The 15,940-nt window shown below is 71.3% G+C and carries 17 protein-coding genes and 1 tRNA gene; 8 read left to right on the top strand and 10 right to left on the bottom strand.

The genetic code is table 11. The features are described 5' to 3' along the window. The 4 genes from ACTXG6_RS04935 to ACTXG6_RS04920 form a co-directional block, all read right to left on the bottom strand. Window positions 1–1,470 (bottom strand): FtsW/RodA/SpoVE family cell cycle protein, encoded by a 1,470-nt coding sequence (locus ACTXG6_RS04935; protein WP_445186575.1) that lies wholly within the window; start codon window positions 1,468–1,470, stop codon window positions 1–3. Next, window positions 1,470–2,882 (bottom strand): PP2C family protein-serine/threonine phosphatase, encoded by a 1,413-nt coding sequence (locus tag ACTXG6_RS04930; RefSeq protein ID WP_445186574.1) that lies wholly within the window; start codon window positions 2,880–2,882, stop codon window positions 1,470–1,472. Before ACTXG6_RS04930 ends, ACTXG6_RS04935 begins: the two co-directional genes overlap by 1 nt. Beyond that, complete coding sequence (locus ACTXG6_RS04925) at window positions 2,879–3,337, bottom strand: FHA domain-containing protein FhaB/FipA (RefSeq protein WP_445186573.1); 459 nt, start codon at window positions 3,335–3,337, stop codon at window positions 2,879–2,881. The genes ACTXG6_RS04930 and ACTXG6_RS04925 overlap by 4 nt, the downstream gene beginning before the upstream one ends. Window positions 3,338–3,399: 62 nt before the next feature. Further along, window positions 3,400–4,662 carry an FhaA domain-containing protein gene (locus ACTXG6_RS04920; protein ID WP_445186572.1) on the bottom strand — a complete coding sequence of 421 codons (1,263 nt, stop codon included), beginning with the start codon at window positions 4,660–4,662 and terminating at the stop codon, window positions 3,400–3,402. 176 nt (window positions 4,663–4,838) lie between these two features. Here ACTXG6_RS04920 and ACTXG6_RS04915 point away from each other — a divergent pair. Continuing rightward, window positions 4,839–4,921: transfer RNA gene (locus ACTXG6_RS04915), tRNA-Leu, on the top strand. Between the two features lie 491 nt (window positions 4,922–5,412). Further along, window positions 5,413–5,820 (top strand): PaaI family thioesterase, encoded by a 408-nt coding sequence (locus ACTXG6_RS04910; protein ID WP_445186571.1) that lies wholly within the window; start codon window positions 5,413–5,415, stop codon window positions 5,818–5,820. Between the two features lie 65 nt (window positions 5,821–5,885). On the opposite strand, the gene ACTXG6_RS04905 is transcribed toward ACTXG6_RS04910, so the two are convergent. Both ACTXG6_RS04905 and ACTXG6_RS04900 read right to left on the bottom strand, forming a co-directional pair. Continuing rightward, window positions 5,886–6,689, bottom strand: coding sequence for an enoyl-CoA hydratase/isomerase family protein (locus tag ACTXG6_RS04905; protein ID WP_445186570.1), 804 nt, complete (start codon window positions 6,687–6,689; stop codon window positions 5,886–5,888). A gap of 105 nt (window positions 6,690–6,794) precedes the next feature. Then, window positions 6,795–7,577, bottom strand: coding sequence for an IclR family transcriptional regulator (locus tag ACTXG6_RS04900; RefSeq protein WP_445186569.1), 783 nt, complete (start codon window positions 7,575–7,577; stop codon window positions 6,795–6,797). A 51-nt stretch (window positions 7,578–7,628) separates the two neighbouring features. Between ACTXG6_RS04900 and ACTXG6_RS04895 the strand changes: the two genes are divergently transcribed. From ACTXG6_RS04895 to ACTXG6_RS04880, 4 genes are all read left to right on the top strand, one after another. Next, window positions 7,629–8,204, top strand: coding sequence for a hypothetical protein (locus ACTXG6_RS04895; RefSeq protein WP_445186568.1), 576 nt, complete (start codon window positions 7,629–7,631; stop codon window positions 8,202–8,204). A gap of 45 nt (window positions 8,205–8,249) precedes the next feature. Continuing rightward, window positions 8,250–8,492 (top strand): DUF2630 family protein, encoded by a 243-nt coding sequence (locus tag ACTXG6_RS04890; protein WP_445186567.1) that lies wholly within the window; start codon window positions 8,250–8,252, stop codon window positions 8,490–8,492. Then, the gene (locus ACTXG6_RS04885) at window positions 8,493–9,110 is read left to right on the top strand and encodes a uridine kinase (RefSeq protein WP_445186566.1); all 618 of its coding nucleotides are present in this window, start codon (window positions 8,493–8,495) and stop codon (window positions 9,108–9,110) included. A gap of 245 nt (window positions 9,111–9,355) precedes the next feature. After that, a complete protein-coding gene (locus tag ACTXG6_RS04880) occupies window positions 9,356–10,498 on the top strand; it encodes a 5-methyltetrahydropteroyltriglutamate--homocysteine S-methyltransferase (RefSeq protein WP_445186565.1) in 1,143 nt (380 codons plus the stop codon). Between the two features lie 82 nt (window positions 10,499–10,580). Here the strand turns inward: ACTXG6_RS04880 and ACTXG6_RS04875 are convergent, their stop codons facing one another. From ACTXG6_RS04875 to ACTXG6_RS04860, 4 genes are all read right to left on the bottom strand, one after another. Next, window positions 10,581–10,838 (bottom strand): hypothetical protein, encoded by a 258-nt coding sequence (locus tag ACTXG6_RS04875; RefSeq protein WP_445186564.1) that lies wholly within the window; start codon window positions 10,836–10,838, stop codon window positions 10,581–10,583. Window positions 10,839–10,886: 48 nt separating this feature from the next. Further along, window positions 10,887–11,594, bottom strand: coding sequence for a haloacid dehalogenase type II (locus tag ACTXG6_RS04870; RefSeq protein ID WP_445186563.1), 708 nt, complete (start codon window positions 11,592–11,594; stop codon window positions 10,887–10,889). 59 nt (window positions 11,595–11,653) lie between these two features. Beyond that, the gene (locus ACTXG6_RS04865; protein ID WP_445186562.1) at window positions 11,654–12,349 is read right to left on the bottom strand and encodes an iron-sulfur cluster assembly protein; all 696 of its coding nucleotides are present in this window, start codon (window positions 12,347–12,349) and stop codon (window positions 11,654–11,656) included. A 72-nt stretch (window positions 12,350–12,421) separates the two neighbouring features. Next, on the bottom strand, window positions 12,422–13,492 hold the full coding sequence (locus tag ACTXG6_RS04860) for an amidohydrolase family protein (RefSeq protein ID WP_445186561.1): 1,071 nt from the start codon (window positions 13,490–13,492) through the stop codon (window positions 12,422–12,424). A 269-nt stretch (window positions 13,493–13,761) separates the two neighbouring features. Between ACTXG6_RS04860 and ACTXG6_RS04855 the strand changes: the two genes are divergently transcribed. After that, window positions 13,762–14,442 carry an NAD(P)H-binding protein gene (locus tag ACTXG6_RS04855; RefSeq protein WP_445186560.1) on the top strand — a complete coding sequence of 227 codons (681 nt, stop codon included), beginning with the start codon at window positions 13,762–13,764 and terminating at the stop codon, window positions 14,440–14,442. After that, window positions 14,439–15,884, top strand: a complete 1,446-nt coding sequence (locus ACTXG6_RS04850; RefSeq protein WP_445186559.1) for a dihydrolipoyl dehydrogenase family protein — start codon at window positions 14,439–14,441, stop codon at window positions 15,882–15,884. The genes ACTXG6_RS04855 and ACTXG6_RS04850 overlap by 4 nt, the downstream gene beginning before the upstream one ends. The last annotated feature ends 56 nt before the right edge of the window (window positions 15,885–15,940 follow it).

The following is a 15,940-nucleotide window of genomic DNA, read 5'->3' as shown; positions in this document are numbered from 1 at the left end:
TCAACGCTCGACCATCTCGGTGCGCGCGTCGGCCAGCGGGGTCTTCGGGGCCACCGGTTTGCTCGCCGGGGAGCGGGCCGCGTTGGAGATGCGCAGCAGCAGCGCCACGATGATGTAGTTGGCCACCAGCGAGGAGCCGCCGGCGGACATGAACGGGATGGTCAGGCCGGTCAGCGGGATCAGTTTGGTGACCCCGCCGATGACCACGAACACCTGCAGCGCCAGCGAGAACGACAGCCCGGTCGCCAGCAGCTTGCCGAAGCTGTCGCGTACCGCCAGCGCGCTGCGCAGCCCCCGGGTGACCAGCACCAGGTAGATGACCAGCACGGCGGCAAGCCCGATCAGCCCGAGCTCCTCGCCGATGGACGCCACGATGAAGTCGCTCCAGGCGAACGGCACCAACTCGGGGCGGCCGGCACCCAGCCCGGTGCCGCCGACCCCGCCGGTCCCCAGCCCGAACAGTGCCTGGCTGAGCTGGAAGCCGGAGTGGTTGTAGTCGGCCAGCGGGTCCAGCCAGATCTGCACCCGGGCCCGCACGTGGCCGAACAGGTGGTAGGCGGCGATCGCGCCGGCCATGAAGAAGACCATGCCGATGATCAGCCAGGACACCCGCTCGGTCGCGGTGTAGAGCAGCACCAGCATCACGCCGAAGTACAGCAGCGAGGTGCCCAGGTCGTTCTCCAGCGCCAGCACGCCCACCGAGGCGCCCCAGGCCAGCAGCAGCGGTGCCAGGTCGCGCGGCCGGGGGAACTCCATGCCGAGGACCTTCCGCCCGGCGGTGGTGAACAGGTCCCGCTTGGAGATCAGCAGCGCCGAGAAGAAGATCATCAGCAGCACCTTGGCGAACTCACCGGGCTGGATCGAGAAGATGCTCAGCCGCAGCCAGATCTTGGCGCCGTTGACCTCGGAGATACTGCTCGGCAGGATGCCCGGCAGCATGATCAGCACCAGGCCGGCGAAACCCATGGTGTAGCCGTAGCGGGCCAGCGTCCGGTGGTCCTTGACGAACCACAGGGTGCCGACGAACAGCACCAGCGCGATCGCCGTCCAGGCCACCTGGCGGCCGGCGAACAGATCCGGCTGCGGGCTGCCCAGCTGCGCCGCCCGGTCCGAGCGGGCCAGGTCGACCCGGTGGATCATCACCAGGCCGAGCCCGTTCAGCACCGCCGCGCACGGCAGGATCAACGGGTCGGCATAGGGCGCCAGCCTGCGCACCACCAGGTGCGCTCCGGTGAACAGGCCCAGGTAGGCCAGCCCCAGCCAGAGCAGCGTCCTGGTCAGCTCCTGCTCCTGGTTGGCCTCGACCAGCACCAGCGCGCTGGTGGTCAGCACCGCGGCGAAGGCGAGCAGCACCAACTCGATCGACCGCCCCGTAGAAGGCACAGCCGGCGGGTTCGTGCTGGCCGGGGTTGGTTTCGGTGCGGCTCCAGCTGCTCCAGCGGGCGTTCCGCTCGGGCGGGGTGAGCCCATCAGCTCACCGGACGACAGGTCTTGCCCGGCTGAGGTGGCACCGAAGGGAGCGTCGTGGTCTCCGGGGTCTGAGTCGGGGCACCCGAGGCGGCGCCCTGGCCGGGTGGGGGCTTGGCCCCGGTCGGGGGAGCGCCGCGGCCACCGTTACCGGCCGGTGGCGCGTTGTTGGCCGGCGCCGCCGGTGGGGTGACCGGGCAGGGCGGCAGCATCTCGTCGGCGCGCAGCCGCGCCACGGTGGCGCGGGCGCCCTGGAGCCCGTTGCCGGAGATGATCCCGTCGCGGACCGCGCTGCGGGCGGTCTCCTGCAGGTCGTCGAGCGAGAGCTCGGTGCAGCCGGTCGCGCCGGGCGGACACGACCCCTCGCGCAGGTTCTGCAGCGGGATGCCCAGCACGCTGCCGCGCACGCCCTGGTAGATGGCGAGCTGGTTGCCGCTGACCCCGACGTAGTACTGCTGCAGCACCCACAGCCTGGCCAGCGCGCCGGCACCGATCAGCACGACCAGCAGCGACAGCAGGACCAGCCAGGCGCGACCCCGGCGGCGGACCGTGGGCAGCTCCATCGTGGTCGCCTCGATGCGCTGCGGCGCGACCCTGGGCAGCGTGGTGACCGAGGCGCGCGCGGCGGCCGAGTCCGGTTGGGGCTGCTCGCTGCCGTCCCCGGCGGCGCCACCCACGATGGGGGCGTCCTCGCCGAAGTCGATGTCGACGACGTCGGCCACGATGCAGGTGATGTTGTCGGGTCCGCCGCCGCGCAGCGCCAGCTCGATCATCCGGTCCGCGGTGACCTTCGGGTCCGTGGTGCGCAGCGTGTCGGCCAGCGTCTCCTCGGAGACCACCGACGACAACCCGTCTGAGCACAGCAGGTAGCGGTCGCCGGCCCGAGCCTCCCGAACCGCCAGTGACGGCTCGGTGTCGTGGCCGGTCAGGGCGCGCAGCAGCAGCGACCGCTGGGGGTGCGTGTGCGCTTCCTCCGGGCTGATCCGGCCCTCATCGATCAGCGACTGGACGAACGTGTCGTCCTTGGTGATCTGGTTGAGCTGGCCGTCGCGCATCAGATAGGCGCGGGAGTCACCGACGTGCACCAGGCCGAGCCGGTTCCCGGCGAACAGGATCGCGGTCAGCGTAGTGCCCATGCCCTCGAGATCGGGCTGTTCGGAGACCAGGTGGGTAATTGCGGCGTTGCCCTCGGCGGTGGCGTCGCGCAGCTCGCCGAGCAGGTCGTCGCCGGGCACGTCGTCGTCGAGCGGGACCAGGGCCTGGATGACCAGTTTGGAGGCCACCTCGCCGGCGGCGTGGCCGCCCATGCCGTCCGCGAGCGCCAACAGTCGAGGCCCGGCGTAGACCGAATCCTGGTTGTTCTGCCGAACCAGGCCACGGTCACTCCGGGCGGAGTAACGAAGGACGAGGGTCATGAGCGCAGCTCGATCACGGTCTTGCCGATGCGGATCGGGACGCCCAGCGGCACCCGAGTTGGTCCGCTGACCTTAGCTCGGTCGAGATATGTCCCATTGGTTGACCCAAGATCCTCCACGTACCACTCCTCGCCCTGCAGCGACAACCTTGCGTGCCGGGTCGAGGCGTAGTCGTCATCCAGCACCAGCGTCGAATCGTCCGCGCGTCCCAACATGATCGGCCTAGAGTCTAGGGACACCCGAGTTCCCGCCAACGCACCATGGGTCACGATGAGTTGACGTGCCGCCCGTCCTCCTCGGCTGGCTCGCACTTTCGTTCGCCGTCCGGGTACCAGGGCACGCAACCCGGACGCGGCGTACAGGTCAGAGCGAACCACCCGCAGCGCGACCAACACAAACAGCCAAAGCAGGGCCAGGAACCCTGCCCTGGTCAGCTGCAGTACCAGTTCCGGCACCCGCGACGTACTCCGTTCCTGACGTGTCCCACCCGGGAAACCGGGCGGGGCTTCAGGAAAGGCTATCCCGCTGCCCGGTAGACGAGCGTCGAGTGGCCGATCCGGATGACATCGCCGTCCGACAGCTGCCAGGTCTGCACCGGGTTGCCGTTGACCGTGGTGCCGTTGGTGGACCCCAGATCGGACAGGGTGGCGGTGTGGCCGTCCCAGTTGATCTCGAGGTGCCGACGGGACACACCGGTGTCCGGCAGCCGGAAGTCCGACTCCTGGCCGCGGCCGATGACCGTGGTGCCACCGTGCAGGTCGAAGCTGCGGTTCGAGCCGTCGTCGATGGTCAGGCTCGCGCCGGCGCCCTGCTGGTAACCCTGCTCGTAGCCCTGCTGCGGGTAACCCTGCTGGTCGTAGTAGCCCTGCTGCTGGTAGCCCTGCTGGTCGTAGCCCTGCTGGTCGTAGTAGCCCTGCTCGTAGCCGGGCTGGGCGTAACCCTGCTGGTAGCCCTGCTGCTGCGGGTAGCCCTGCTGGTCGTAGCCCGGCTGGGCGTAACCCTGCTGGTCGTACCCGGGCTGGGCGTAACCCTGCTGGTCGTAGCCCTGCGGGTAGCCCTGCTGCTGCGGGTAGCCCTGCTGGTCGTACCCGGGCTGGGCGTAACCCTGCTGGTCGTAGCCCTGCTGCGGGTAGCCCGGCTGGCCGTAGCCCGGCTGCTGCGGGTAGCCCTGGTCCTGGCCCTGCTGCTGGGCGTAACGGGGGTCGTAGTCCTGCGAGTAGCCCTGCTGGTCGTACCCGGCGGGCTCCTGACCCTGAGGCTCGTTCCCGGCCGGCTCGGCATAGGTTTGCTGGCCGTAGCCGCGCGGGGCGCGGTCATAGCCGTAGCGGCCGTTCTCCTCAGGGTGCCCTGGTGGCTGGCTCATCGGTGGTTCCTTTGCGTTGCGTTGTCTCGGTGCGGGGCCCGAAGTGTCGGGATCCACGACCGAGCTGGTACGGAACTGACCCGTGTGCAGCGCCTCGGAGCGCTCCAATGAGACTACGACGTCGCCGTAGGTGTCCCATCCCTGGTCGGCGACCAGCTGTAACACCCTGGTGGTCAGTGATTGGGTGACGCGCTGCGCATCCTCGGCCATCCGTTCATGGTCGGTCGGGCTGAGCAGCACCGCGTAGCGATTCGGGACGAGTTGCCGGCCGCCGGCAAGCGGGCGCACGGAGGTTTCGGCTTCGCGAACGATCGCCTGGGAGACCTCCTCGGTCACGACGTTGCCGCCGAAGACGCGAGCGAACGCATCCCCCACAAAACCCTCCAACCGGCGCTCGAAGCGATCCGCGCGGCCCACTCGGTACCCCTTCGTCCTCTCGGCGTGTTTCTCCTACCAACGATCGTATCTGTGCTAGGGAAGCGGGTCAGTTATCCATTAGTTCGTGGTTCAGTCGGTCGATGTCGGTCTCTAGTCGTTCTTGGTACCCCCGCGGTGGGGGTCCCGGACCCGGTGCTAACGTTTCCACCACGCCCGGGCGAGTGGCGGAATGGCAGACGCGCACGGTTCAGGTCCGTGTGTCCGTAAGGACGTGAGGGTTCAACTCCCTCCTCGCCCACTCGATGTATTGCGCTTCCATGCCCGCGGAGAGCGCGGGCGGTGGGACATCTCGTCGATGTTGTGGGGGTGCAACCCCCACGCCCCGCCCGGCGGGGCTTCGCCCCCCGGAACCCCCCTTTCGGTGGTCACCTTTCGTGGCCCGCGTTGGGCGTTGCTTCGCCGCCCAGCGGTGGTCACCTTCGGTGTTCACTGTTGGGGCGTTGCTTCGCTCGCCTCCGGTGGTCACCTTCGGTGCTCACCTTGGGTGGCCGCTGTTCTGGCCGTTGCTCGTCGCTGGCTCCTCTGTGAGCTGCCTCCTGTGGGCGCCAGTGTGCCGCGCTTGTCACCTGGGTGTCGTTGTCGAAGGTCGAATCGTTAGCTGGTTTGGGCTGTTCGGGGGTGGTTTTCGCTACTGTGGAGGGCAGAGCGGGTGCCGGAGGGCGCCAGGTGAGTTGACCATTACCTCTGGGGTCATGGACAGCTCGCCGGCCCGCCGGCAGGGTTCGGTGGGTGAGCGACGAACTGATCAGGGTGGTGTCCGAGGCGATGCCGCTGGCCGCGGCCTGGGGTGTGCAGGCACACACCGTGGCCGCCGAGCAGACCGTGCTGAGCCTGGACTGGCGGGCCGACCTGTGCACCGTCGGCGGGATCCTGCACGGCGGGGCGCTGATGGCGCTGGCCGACTGCGCTGGGGCCGCCTGCGCCTTCGCCGGACTCGCTCGAACGTCACCGGGGGCCCGGACCAGCACGATCGAGTCCAGCACGCATTTCTTCGCGGCCGTGCGCTCCGGCACGGTCACCGCCACCGCCCGCCCGATGCACTCCGGCCGCTCCACGATCGTGGTGCAGACCGAGCTGCGCGACGACACCGGCCGCCTGGTCGGCCTGACCAACCAGACCCAGGCCGTTCTCAGCTGAGGCCGCCGTGGGCCGCCCGGGCCGGGTGGCGTCCAGCGGGTGCTCGAGCTCGTCCCTGGGCACGTTCAGCGGGCGCGCCACCGCGGCTCGCGGCGCTCGGCGGCGGCGGCCCCGCCCTCGGCGGCGTCCTCGGTCGCACCGGCCACCCGGCGCATGGTCTCGCCGAACCGGATAGCGTCGGTCATCGGCAGGTCCGCGGTGCGCACCGCCACCTCCTTGATCGCCCGGGCGGCCAGCGGCGCGCCGCGTACCAGTCGGGCGGCCAGTGCCCGTGCCTCGTTCATCAGCTCCTCGTGCGGCACCACCCAGCCGGCCAATCCGATCTCGTGTGCCCGGTCCGCGCCGATCCGCTCACCGGTGAGCAGCAGCTCCATCGCGTACTGCCAGTTGATCTTCCGAGGCAACCGGATCGCGCCGACCATGGTCGGGACCCCGAGCCGTACCTCGGGGAAGCCGAACTCCGCGCGTTCGCTGGCGATCACGAAGTCGCACCAGGTCACCAAGGTGAAGCCGTACCCGATGCAGTATCCGTTGACCGCCGCGATGACCGGTTTGAAGATCTCCCAGCCGCTCTCGAACGAGTTGACCGTCGGGCGCTCCCAGAAGGTGCCGGTGAACTCGCCGGTCGGGTCGCCCTCGCCACGCAAGTCCGCACCTGCGCAGAAGGCCCGTCCCGCACCGGTCACGATCGCGACCCAGGCGTCCTCCTCGTCCCGGAACCGGGAGAACGCCGCGTTCAGCGCCTGGCGCATCGCGCCGTCGATGGCGTTGAGCCGCTCGGGGCGGTTGTAGGTGATGGTGGCGACGTGGCCGTCCAGGTCGTACCGGACCAGATCGGCAACGGGGCCGGCGCCGTCAGCGGAAGTCACCCGGCGCACCGTAGTACCCGGGACGGAGCACCTGTGAGTGGCGAGTGGGCCACGGGAATCAGCGCAGCCCCGGTCGCCACCCACAGGTCGGCGCCGGGGAGTGGGTCATCCCGCCGCCGCGCGCTCGGTCAGCACGCAAGCAGCCCGGTTGGCGCCGTCGCGGACCGCGCGTTCCAGGCCGGCGCGGCGCAGCGCGAAGTCGGTGCCCCGCACCGAGATGCCGAGGGCGCCGGTCACCACGCCGTCCGGCCCGCGCACCGGGGCCGCCATCCCGGCCCGGCCGAGCTGCAGCTCGCCCAGCTCGACGGCGACGCCGACCTCACGCACCCGTTCCAGCTCGCCGTACAGCTCGGCCCGGTCGACCACGGTCCTCGGGGTGAGCGGCGGCAACGGGTCGGCGACCAGCGCGGTCAGGCGTCGGCGGTCCAGGGCGGCGAGCAGTACCTTGCCGGCGGCGGTGGCGTGCGCGGCGGCCGGCTCGCCGACCCGCAGCGCGGCGGGCGCCGGGTGTGCCGGGCACTCGTCCAGGTGCGCGACCACGACGTCGGCCCCCCGGAGCACCAGGTAGTAGGCCGCACCCTCGGCGACCCGGTGCACGTCGTGCAGGATCCCCCGGACCGAGGCGGGCACCGTCACCTGGTCGACCAGCCGGCGGGCCAGCTCGCCGATCCGGTAGCCCAGCCCGTACCCGCGCGGCTCGGGCAGCCGGACCAGGTAGCCCTCGTCGACCAGGGTGGCCAGCAGCCGGTAGGTGGTGGGCAGGGTGAAGTTCAGCCGGCGGGCGATCGCCTTCGGGGTCACCCCGTCCCCGACCTCGGCGACCACCTCGACCACCCGCAGCGCGCGCCAGACCGAGGTCTCGGCGGTGAGCGGGGTACGGGTGGTCATGTGTTGAAGTGTGGCCCGCGCCACTGGGGTGGACGTCTTACTCTGAGACGGATGCAGTTCGAACAGAGGTTCTGGGCCGGCATGGCGGACGGCTCCGTCACAGTCACCTACCGCCGGTGGAAGGTGTCGCAGGCGGTCGCCGGGCGGCGGCACCGGGCGGCCGGCGGCATGATCGAGATCGACGAGGTGCGGGTCGTGCCGCCCGGTTCGATCACCGACGCCGATGCCCGCGCCGCCGGGTACCCCGTGCTCGGAGTGCTGCTGGACGACCTGCGCGGCGATCCCGCGCTGCCGCTGTACCGGATCGCCTTCCACTACGCGGGGGCCGACCCGCGCACCGCGCTGGCCGCCGACGACCGGCTCACCGCCGCACAGCGCGCCGACCTGGACCGCCGGCTGGACCGGCTCGACGCGGCGAGCACGCACGGGCCGTGGACGGCGGACACCCTGGCCGTCATCGCCGCGCACCCGGGCGTGCGGGCCGGTGACCTGGCCGTCGAGCTGGGCCGCGAACGCGAACCGTTCAAGATCGACGTGCGGAAGTTGAAGAACCTCGGCCTCACCACGAGCCTGGAGGTCGGCTACCGGCTCTCCCCGCGCGGTGAGGCATATTGGCGGGCGCCGTAGCGTTGCGCGCGTCGGTGAGTCGGACCGAAACCGAAGGGCAGTCCCGTGGACGATCGTGAGATCACGGCCAAGATCAGCGAACTGGTCGACGAGGAGCACAAGCTGGAGCGGGCGCACGTCGGCCGGGCGCTCAGCGAGGACGAGCACGCCCAGATGAATGCGCTGAACGTCCAGCTGGACCAGTGCTGGGACCTGCTGCGCCAGCGCCGCGCCCGCAAGGAGATGGGCCAGAGCCCGGAGACCGCCGAGGTGCGCCCGGACCGGGTCGTCGAGAACTACCAGCAGTAGGTGCAAGTTCGCCCGATCCGGCGGTCCGTGCTGGTCGACGAGCTGGCCGAGCGGCTGGCCGGCGAGCCCGGCCGGGTCCGGGTGCTGTTGGACGGCGCGCCGCCGACCGAACCGGCCGGCTTCGCGGACGGGTTGGCCGAGGAGCTGAGGCTGCGCGGCCGGCCGGTCCTGCGGGTGTCGGCGTCGGATTACCTGCGCCCGGCGTCGGTGCGCCTCGAGCACGGCCGCGACGACCCGGACGAGCTGCTGGACGGCTGGCTGGACCTGGCCGGGCTGCGCCGGGAGGTGCTGGACCCGGCGGGCCCGGCCGGCAGCGGGTGGGTACTGCCCCGGCTCTGGGACGCCGAGGTGGACCGGGCGTACCGGGACCCGCGCGTCGAGCTTGCCGGCAACGGGGTGCTGTTGCTGTCCGGCGCGCTGCTCCTCGGCCGCGGTCTACCGGCGGAGCTGACTGTGCACCTGCGGATGTCCGCGGCCGCGCTGGCCCGGCGCACCGACCCCGCGCTGGCGTGGACGCTGCCGGCCTACGCCCGCTACGACGCCGAGCACGACCCGGCCGGCGCGGACGTGCTGGTGCTGCTCGACGACCCGGCCCGCCCGGCTCTCGTGCAGCGCTGAGCGCCGCCGCCGGTCTGCCCGGTCCGCGCTCACGGCGCTGACGGCGCTGCTGGGGTGCTCGGTCCGCGCTCGAACTAACGCGGGCGCAGGCCGTCCACCAGCACGCCGACGGTGCGCGCCCGCAACGCCGGGTCGTGCGCGGCGTGCTCGGCGGTGAGACCACCTGAACTTCGCCGCCGCCGCCGGTCGGCTGGATGAGCTCGCCGGGGCATTCGCGCGGAGTTGATTCGTATTAGGTTCTGGGCATGTCAGTGCCGACCGCGCAGAGCGCCCGCCAGTTGACCGAACCGCCGTTCCGGGCCGACCACGTCGGCAGCCTGCTCCGCCCACCCATGCTGCTCGCGGCCCGGGAGGCGCACGCCGAGGGCAAGCTCTCCGCCGAGGACCTGCACGGTGTGGAGGACGAGGCGATCACCACGGTCATCGCGCTGCAGGAGGAGATCGGTCTGCGCGCCGCCACCGACGGCGAGTTCCGCCGCACCTCCTGGCACATGGACTTCATCTACCAGCTCGGCGGCATCCAGAAGACCGACGAGCAGATGCGGGTCCGGATGCGCAACGCGAGGGGGGAGAACTCGTTCACCTCCGCCGGTTTGGCCGTTCGCGCCCCGGTCCGGCTGGAGCACACCATCTTCGGCGCGGACTTCCGGTTCCTCGCCGAGCACACCCGCACGGCGGTGCCGAAGCTGACCATCCCGTCGCCGAGCATGGTGCACTACCGCAGCGGTACCGCCGCGATCGATCGCTCCGTCTACCCGGACGTCGAGCAGTTCTGGACCGACCTGTCCGCCGCCTACGCCGACGAGGTGCGTGCGCTCGGCGAGCTGGGTTGCCGGTACCTGCAGTTCGACGACACCAGCCTCGCGTACCTCAACGACCCGGCCCAGCGCGCGATGATGGCCGGTCGCGGGGAGGACGCGGATCACCAGCACCTTCGCTACATCCGGCTGATCAACGCCGCGCTCGCCGGCCGGCCGGCGGGGATGCGGGTGACCACGCACATGTGCCGGGGCAACTACCGCTCGTCCTGGGCCGCCGAGGGCGGTTACGACTTCGTGGCCGAGGCGCTGTTCGGCGAGCTGGAGGTGGACGGGTTCTTCTGCGAGTTCGACGACGAGCGCTCCGGTGGGTTCGAGCCGCTGCGCTTCGTGCCCCCGGGCAAGCGGGTCGTGCTCGGCCTGGTCACCAGCAAGCGCCCCGAGCTGGAGTCGAAGGACCTGTTGAAGCGCCGCGTCGAGGAAGCCAGCAAGTACGTGCCGCTGGAGCAGCTGTGCCTTTCCCCGCAGTGCGGGTTCTCCTCCACCGTCGAGGGCAACGCGCTGACCCTGGAGGAGCAGGTCGCCAAACTGCGGCTCATCGTGGAGACCGCCGAAGAGATCTGGGGCTGACCGCCGAAGAGATCCGGGGCTGACCGCCGTCCCCACACCTCCCGCGAGTCGGGGATTCCGTCAGGGTGAGTCGGGGATTTCGTCAGGCCCCGCGACCAGCAACGGCGGCGATCCACGGGTGCTCCGGGTGCACGACGGTGATCGACCGCGCGAGCCAGTCCCGTTGCGCGCCATCCAGCACCGGGAGGAGGGTCGCCAGGTCGGCCTCGTCCTTCGGCCGCCGTGCTCCCGGGTCACCCGGCCCAGGTGCAGGTCGACCACCCAGCCGCCGGCCACGCACCAGGTCGCGGTCACCCCGGACAACCGCCGCGCCACTTCCGCCGGGCTCCACGGCCGCCATGGCAGGTCGTCGTCGCCAACGGGTTCGCCGCCGGGCGGGACCGGCGGGTCAGGCACCGAGGTGGTCGGCCAGCTCGGTGAGCGAGTCGACCACGTGGTCCAGCTCGTCGCCGGGGCGGGGTTCCGGGGCGGTCCCACCGGCGCCCCACTCCGACGGGCGGCGGACGTAGGCGGTGCGCAGCCCGCGGCTGCGTGCGGCGGCCAGATCGTCCAGGTGCGCGGCCACCATCATCACCTCGCCGGGCTCCAAGCCGAGCAGCTCCGGCGCGGACCGGTACGTCGCCGCGTCCGGTTTGTACGCGTGCACCAGCTCGGCGGAGAGCACCAGGTCCCAGGGCAGCCGGGCGCGCTTGGCCATGTTCACCAGCAGCGCCACGTGACCGTTGGACAGCGGCGCGATGGTGTACCGCGCCTTGAGCCGGGTCAGCCCGGGCACGGAGTCCGGCCACGGGTCGAGCCGGTGCCAGGCGCCGACCAGGAACGCCCGGTCGTCCTCACCGAGTGCGTCGGCCCCGTGCTCGCGGAGCAGTTCGTCGAGCGAGCTCCGGTGCAGCCCGTCCAGGTTCGTCCAGGGCAGCTCGCCGGTGCGTACCCGGTTCATCGACGGGAGGTAGCGGTCGCGCCAGTCGTCGGCGAACGCCGGCCAGTCGATCTCGAGTCCGGTCCGGGCCGCCAGCGCCGCGCCGTCCCTGATCACCCCGCCGCGCCAGTCGACCACGGTGCCGAACACATCGAAGATCAGCGCACGCACATCCATGGGCCCATTACATCGTGAGTGGCGAGTGGTCTCCCAGGACTACTCGCCACTCACGCCGGTCACGGAGCCGGCGCCGTTGCCGTCCCGAGCTTGTACCGGTCGGCGAGCAGGCTCTGGCAGTAGCCGCCGTTGGCCTCCATGCCGACCCGGGTGGTGCGGGCCCGCCGCAGGTGCAGTGGCATCGCGTCCAGGGTGACCCGCGCGCCGGCCGCGTCCATCAGCAGCGGCGCGTCGTCGCCGGCCGGCAGCCCGAGCAGTCCGCGCCGGTGCCGCAGCCGCTCCAGCTCGGGTGATGGCGGCACCTCGCCGAGATGTGCCGCGCTGAGCCGCTCCGGGCTCCAGCCGTCGGACAGCAGCGGCCGGGCCACCCGGTCCTGTCCGGCCAGCACCGCCTTGTTCAGGAAGTTGGTGCGCAGCTCCTCCAGCTCGCCCTGCGCCTCACCCTCGAACGACGCCACGAAACCGGCCCGCGCGGCCACGCCGTCGTTGATGGCGTTGGACGCGAAGTGGTCGTCGAGCACGATGGCCGCCGCGCTCACCCCGTCCACCGCGATCACCGCGTCGTAGGCGTCGGCGACCATCAGGAACGCGAAGTTCGGCGCGCAGAAGAACGTCGGCAGCCGCAGGTGCACCTCCGCCGCCCCGTCCGGCGACACCGTGCAGGACGCCACGAAGTCCAGCGACAGCACCGACTCGTCCAGCTCGGGATCCCGGACCGTGTCCAGCGCGGCGTACACGCGCTCGGAGACCGTCATGCCTGGTCCTCCTTCGTCGGACCCGTGAGTGGCGAGTGGTCCCAGAGGACACCCGCCACTCACGAGTCGTGATCAGGCCTGCGATCCGGCGGATCCGCTGACAAGTTCCTCGCCGGGTGCGTCCGCGTCCCCGCCGGACGCCGAGGCGCCGAGCTCGTACTCGGCGGGTACGTCGATGCCGTAGAGCCGGGCGGCGTTGAGCCCGAGGATCTTCTTCTTGGAGTCGGTGGTCAGCCTGGGGTAGTCGGAGAACTGGTCCTCATCGGGCATCTGCCAGTCGACGAGGCCTTCGACCTGCCACTTCGGGGTCCAGATGTTGTAGTCCCCGCCGTAGAGCATCTTGTCCTCGCCGACCCAGAACAACAGCTCGCCCATCACCTTGGCGAAGAACTTCGGCCGCGCGTACATCAGCCCGCCGACCACCACGCTCAGCCCCGCGTAGACGTTCGGCTCCTGCACCGCCATGAAGCAGAAGTCCTCGATCCGCGGCAGACCCACGTGCTCGACGATGAAGTTCAGGCCCTGGAAGTCGGTCGCCGCGTGGTCCACGTCGGAGACGTCGAACGCGTCCTTGTCCAGCGGCCAGATCGTCGGGCCCTTGTGCACGTGGATGTTCTTGATGCCGAGCTCCTGGGACTTCTCCAGGAACCGGTAGGCCTCCGGGTCGGTCAGCTTCCAGCCCCGCGAGCCGTCGCGCCACTCGGCGGTGTAGAGCTTGACGCCGGTGAAGTTGTAGCGCTTGTGGTCCTCTTCCAGCTGCTTCATCCCGGCCTCACCCTCACGGGGGTCCCACCGGCCGTTCACGATCAGCTTCCCGGGGTAGCGCTCCGCGAGCGCCCCGTTGCGGTCCAGCGTGTTGAAGCCGCTGCCGTACCACTCCTTCAGGTACGTCGACTGGAAGATCGCCACGTCCACGTGGCCCTCGTCGAACACGTCCCGGACGAAGTCCTCCTCGGTGACCTTGAGGAAGCGGTTCCAGTCCCAGTGCTGTTCCGGCGGGCCCAGCTTGTGGTAGCCGTAGAAGCAGTCGATCCAGCCCTTCGCGTACTCCTCCGCCCCCGGCACCCAGTTCTCTTCGCTGGCGTCCCAGAAGTGCGAGTGGGAATCCACCACGAAGTACTTCTCGCCGTCCTTCTCGTACATCAGGGGCCCTCCATCGGGGTGCTCGGTTCGCGGGTGGGTGCGGGTGTTCGGGCACTCGTGTTCGCCTACTCGATCTCAACCGCGGGTGCCGCCGCTCACAAGGGGGCAAGTTTTTCGCAGGGCGAGAAAAGGGCCTGTCTTACGACGAACAGGTGAAGCCCGGTGGAGTGGCGGGCGCTGGTCAGTGGTCACTTCGTACCTGTGATCAAGCCATTACGGTCGGCGCGGCGGTCCGGCGCGGGCTTGCGGGTGCGGCTAGCGTCGGTGTCATGCGAGTTGTTATCGCCGGAGGACACGGCAAGATCGCGCTGCGGCTGGAACGGGTGCTGAGCGAGCGGGGTGATCAGGCTGTCGGCCTGGTGCGCAACGCCGACCACGTGCCGGACGTGCAGCGGACCGGGGCGGACGCCGAGGTCATCGACCTGGAGTTCAGTACGGCCGACCAGGTCGCCGAGAGGCTGGCCGGCGCCGACGCGGTGGTGTTCGCCGCCGGGGCCGGCCCGGGCAGCAGCGCCGAGCGCAAGGACACCGTGGACCGGGGTGCTGCCGTGCTGCTCGCCGACGCCGCCGTGGCCGCCGGGGTGCGCCGCTACGTGCTGATCTCCTCGACCGGGGTGGACCGGCCGCCCGCGCCGGGCACCGACGAGGTGTGGGCCGCCTACCTGCGCGCCAAGAAGGCGGCCGAGGTGGAGGTGGCGCAGCGGGCGGTCGCGCTGACCGTGCTGCGCCCCGGCCGGCTCACCGACGACCCGGGCACCGGGCTGGTCCAGCTGGCCCCGCCAGGGCTGCCCAGGGGCGACGTGACCCGAGACGACGTGGCCGAGGTGGTGGCCGGGCTGCTCGCCGAACCGGCCAGTGACGGCCTGGTGCTGGACCTGTTGGGCGGCGACACCGCGGTGACCGAGGCGATCGCCTCGGTACTGCCGGGCGCCGCTGGGAACCGGGCATGAGCGAGTCGGACGAGTACGACGTCATCGTGATCGGCGCCGGCGCGGTCGGTGAGAACGTGGCCGACTACGCGGTGCGGGGTGGGCTGACCGCCGCGATCGTGGAGAACGAACTGGTCGGCGGCGAGTGCTCGTACTGGGCCTGCATGCCGTCCAAGGCGCTGCTGCGCACCCCGCAGGCGGTGGCCGCGGCGCGGCGGCTGCCCGGGGTCAACGCCGACTTCGATCCCGAGGCCGTCCTGGTCCGCCGCGACGAGATCGCCTCGCACTGGCACGACGACAGCCAGCTGCGCTGGGCCGAGGGCGCCGGGATCACCGTGGTGCGCGGCACCGCGCGACTGTCCGGGGTGCGGACGGTGACCGTGACGGATTCGGACGGCGGGGAACGCACGCTGCGGGCCCGCCAGGCCGTCGCCGTGTGCACCGGCAGTGTCCCGGTCACTCCGCCGATCCCCGGTCTGGACGAGGTGCGGCTGTGGCACTCCCGGGACGCCACCTCGGCGCACCAGGTGCCGGCCCGGCTCGGGGTGCTCGGCGGCGGCGTGGTGGGCGTCGAGCTGGCGCAGGCCTGGGCCGCACTGGGCTCCCGGGTGACACTGCTGGTCCGCGATCCCCACGTCCTGATGGCCCTGGAGCCGATCGCCGGCGAGCTGGTGGCGAACGGGCTGCGGGCGTCCGGGGTAGACCTGCGGCTGGAGACCGGCCTGGACTCGGTGAAGGCGGGCACTGCTCGCGGCGCCGTCGAGGGCGAGACGATCGAGACGATCGAGCTGCGGGTCGGCGATGAGACGGTCGTGGTGGACGAGCTGCTCGTCGCGACCGGGCGGCGGCCGCGCACCACCGGGCTCGGGCTCGCCGACTTCGGGCTGGCCGAGGACCGGGCGCTGGAGGTGGACGACTCCGGGCAGGTGCTCGGGGTCGAGGGCGGCTGGCTGTACGCCGCCGGCGACGTCACCGGCCGCGCCCCGCTCACGCACCAGGGCAAGTACGCCGCCCGGATCGCCGGCGCCGCGATCGCCGCGCGTGCCCGGGGTGCCGTGCCGACCCCGGTGGCGTGGAGCGAGTACGCCGCGACAGCCGATCACCACGCGGTGCCGCAGGTGGTGTTCACCGACCCGCAGGTGGCCGCCGTGGGCCGTACCGCCGAGCAGGCCGCCGCCGAGGGCCTCACCGTGCGCACGGTGGACCTGGACATCGCGGTGGCCGGCTCCTACGTGCACGCGGTCGACTACACCGGCAAGGCCCGCATGGTGGTGGACACCGAGCGGGAGGTGCTCGTCGGCCTCACGTTCGTCGGCCCGGACGTCGCGGAGATGCTGCACGCGGCGACGATCGCGGTGGTCGGCGAGGTGCCGCTGTCGCGGCTGTGGCACGCGGTGCCGGCCTATCCGACGATCAACGAGGTGTGGTTGCGGCTGCTCGAGGCCTACCGCGCGAAGTCCTGACCCCGTGAGTGGCTGAGTGGTCCCCGTGACCACTCAGCCACTCACGAGTTGTTCAC

Source organism: Pseudonocardia sp. Cha107L01, from assembly GCF_052566575.1.
The sequence above is the reverse complement of the archived record's forward strand: the minus strand, read 5'-3'. Positions and strand labels throughout refer to the sequence as shown.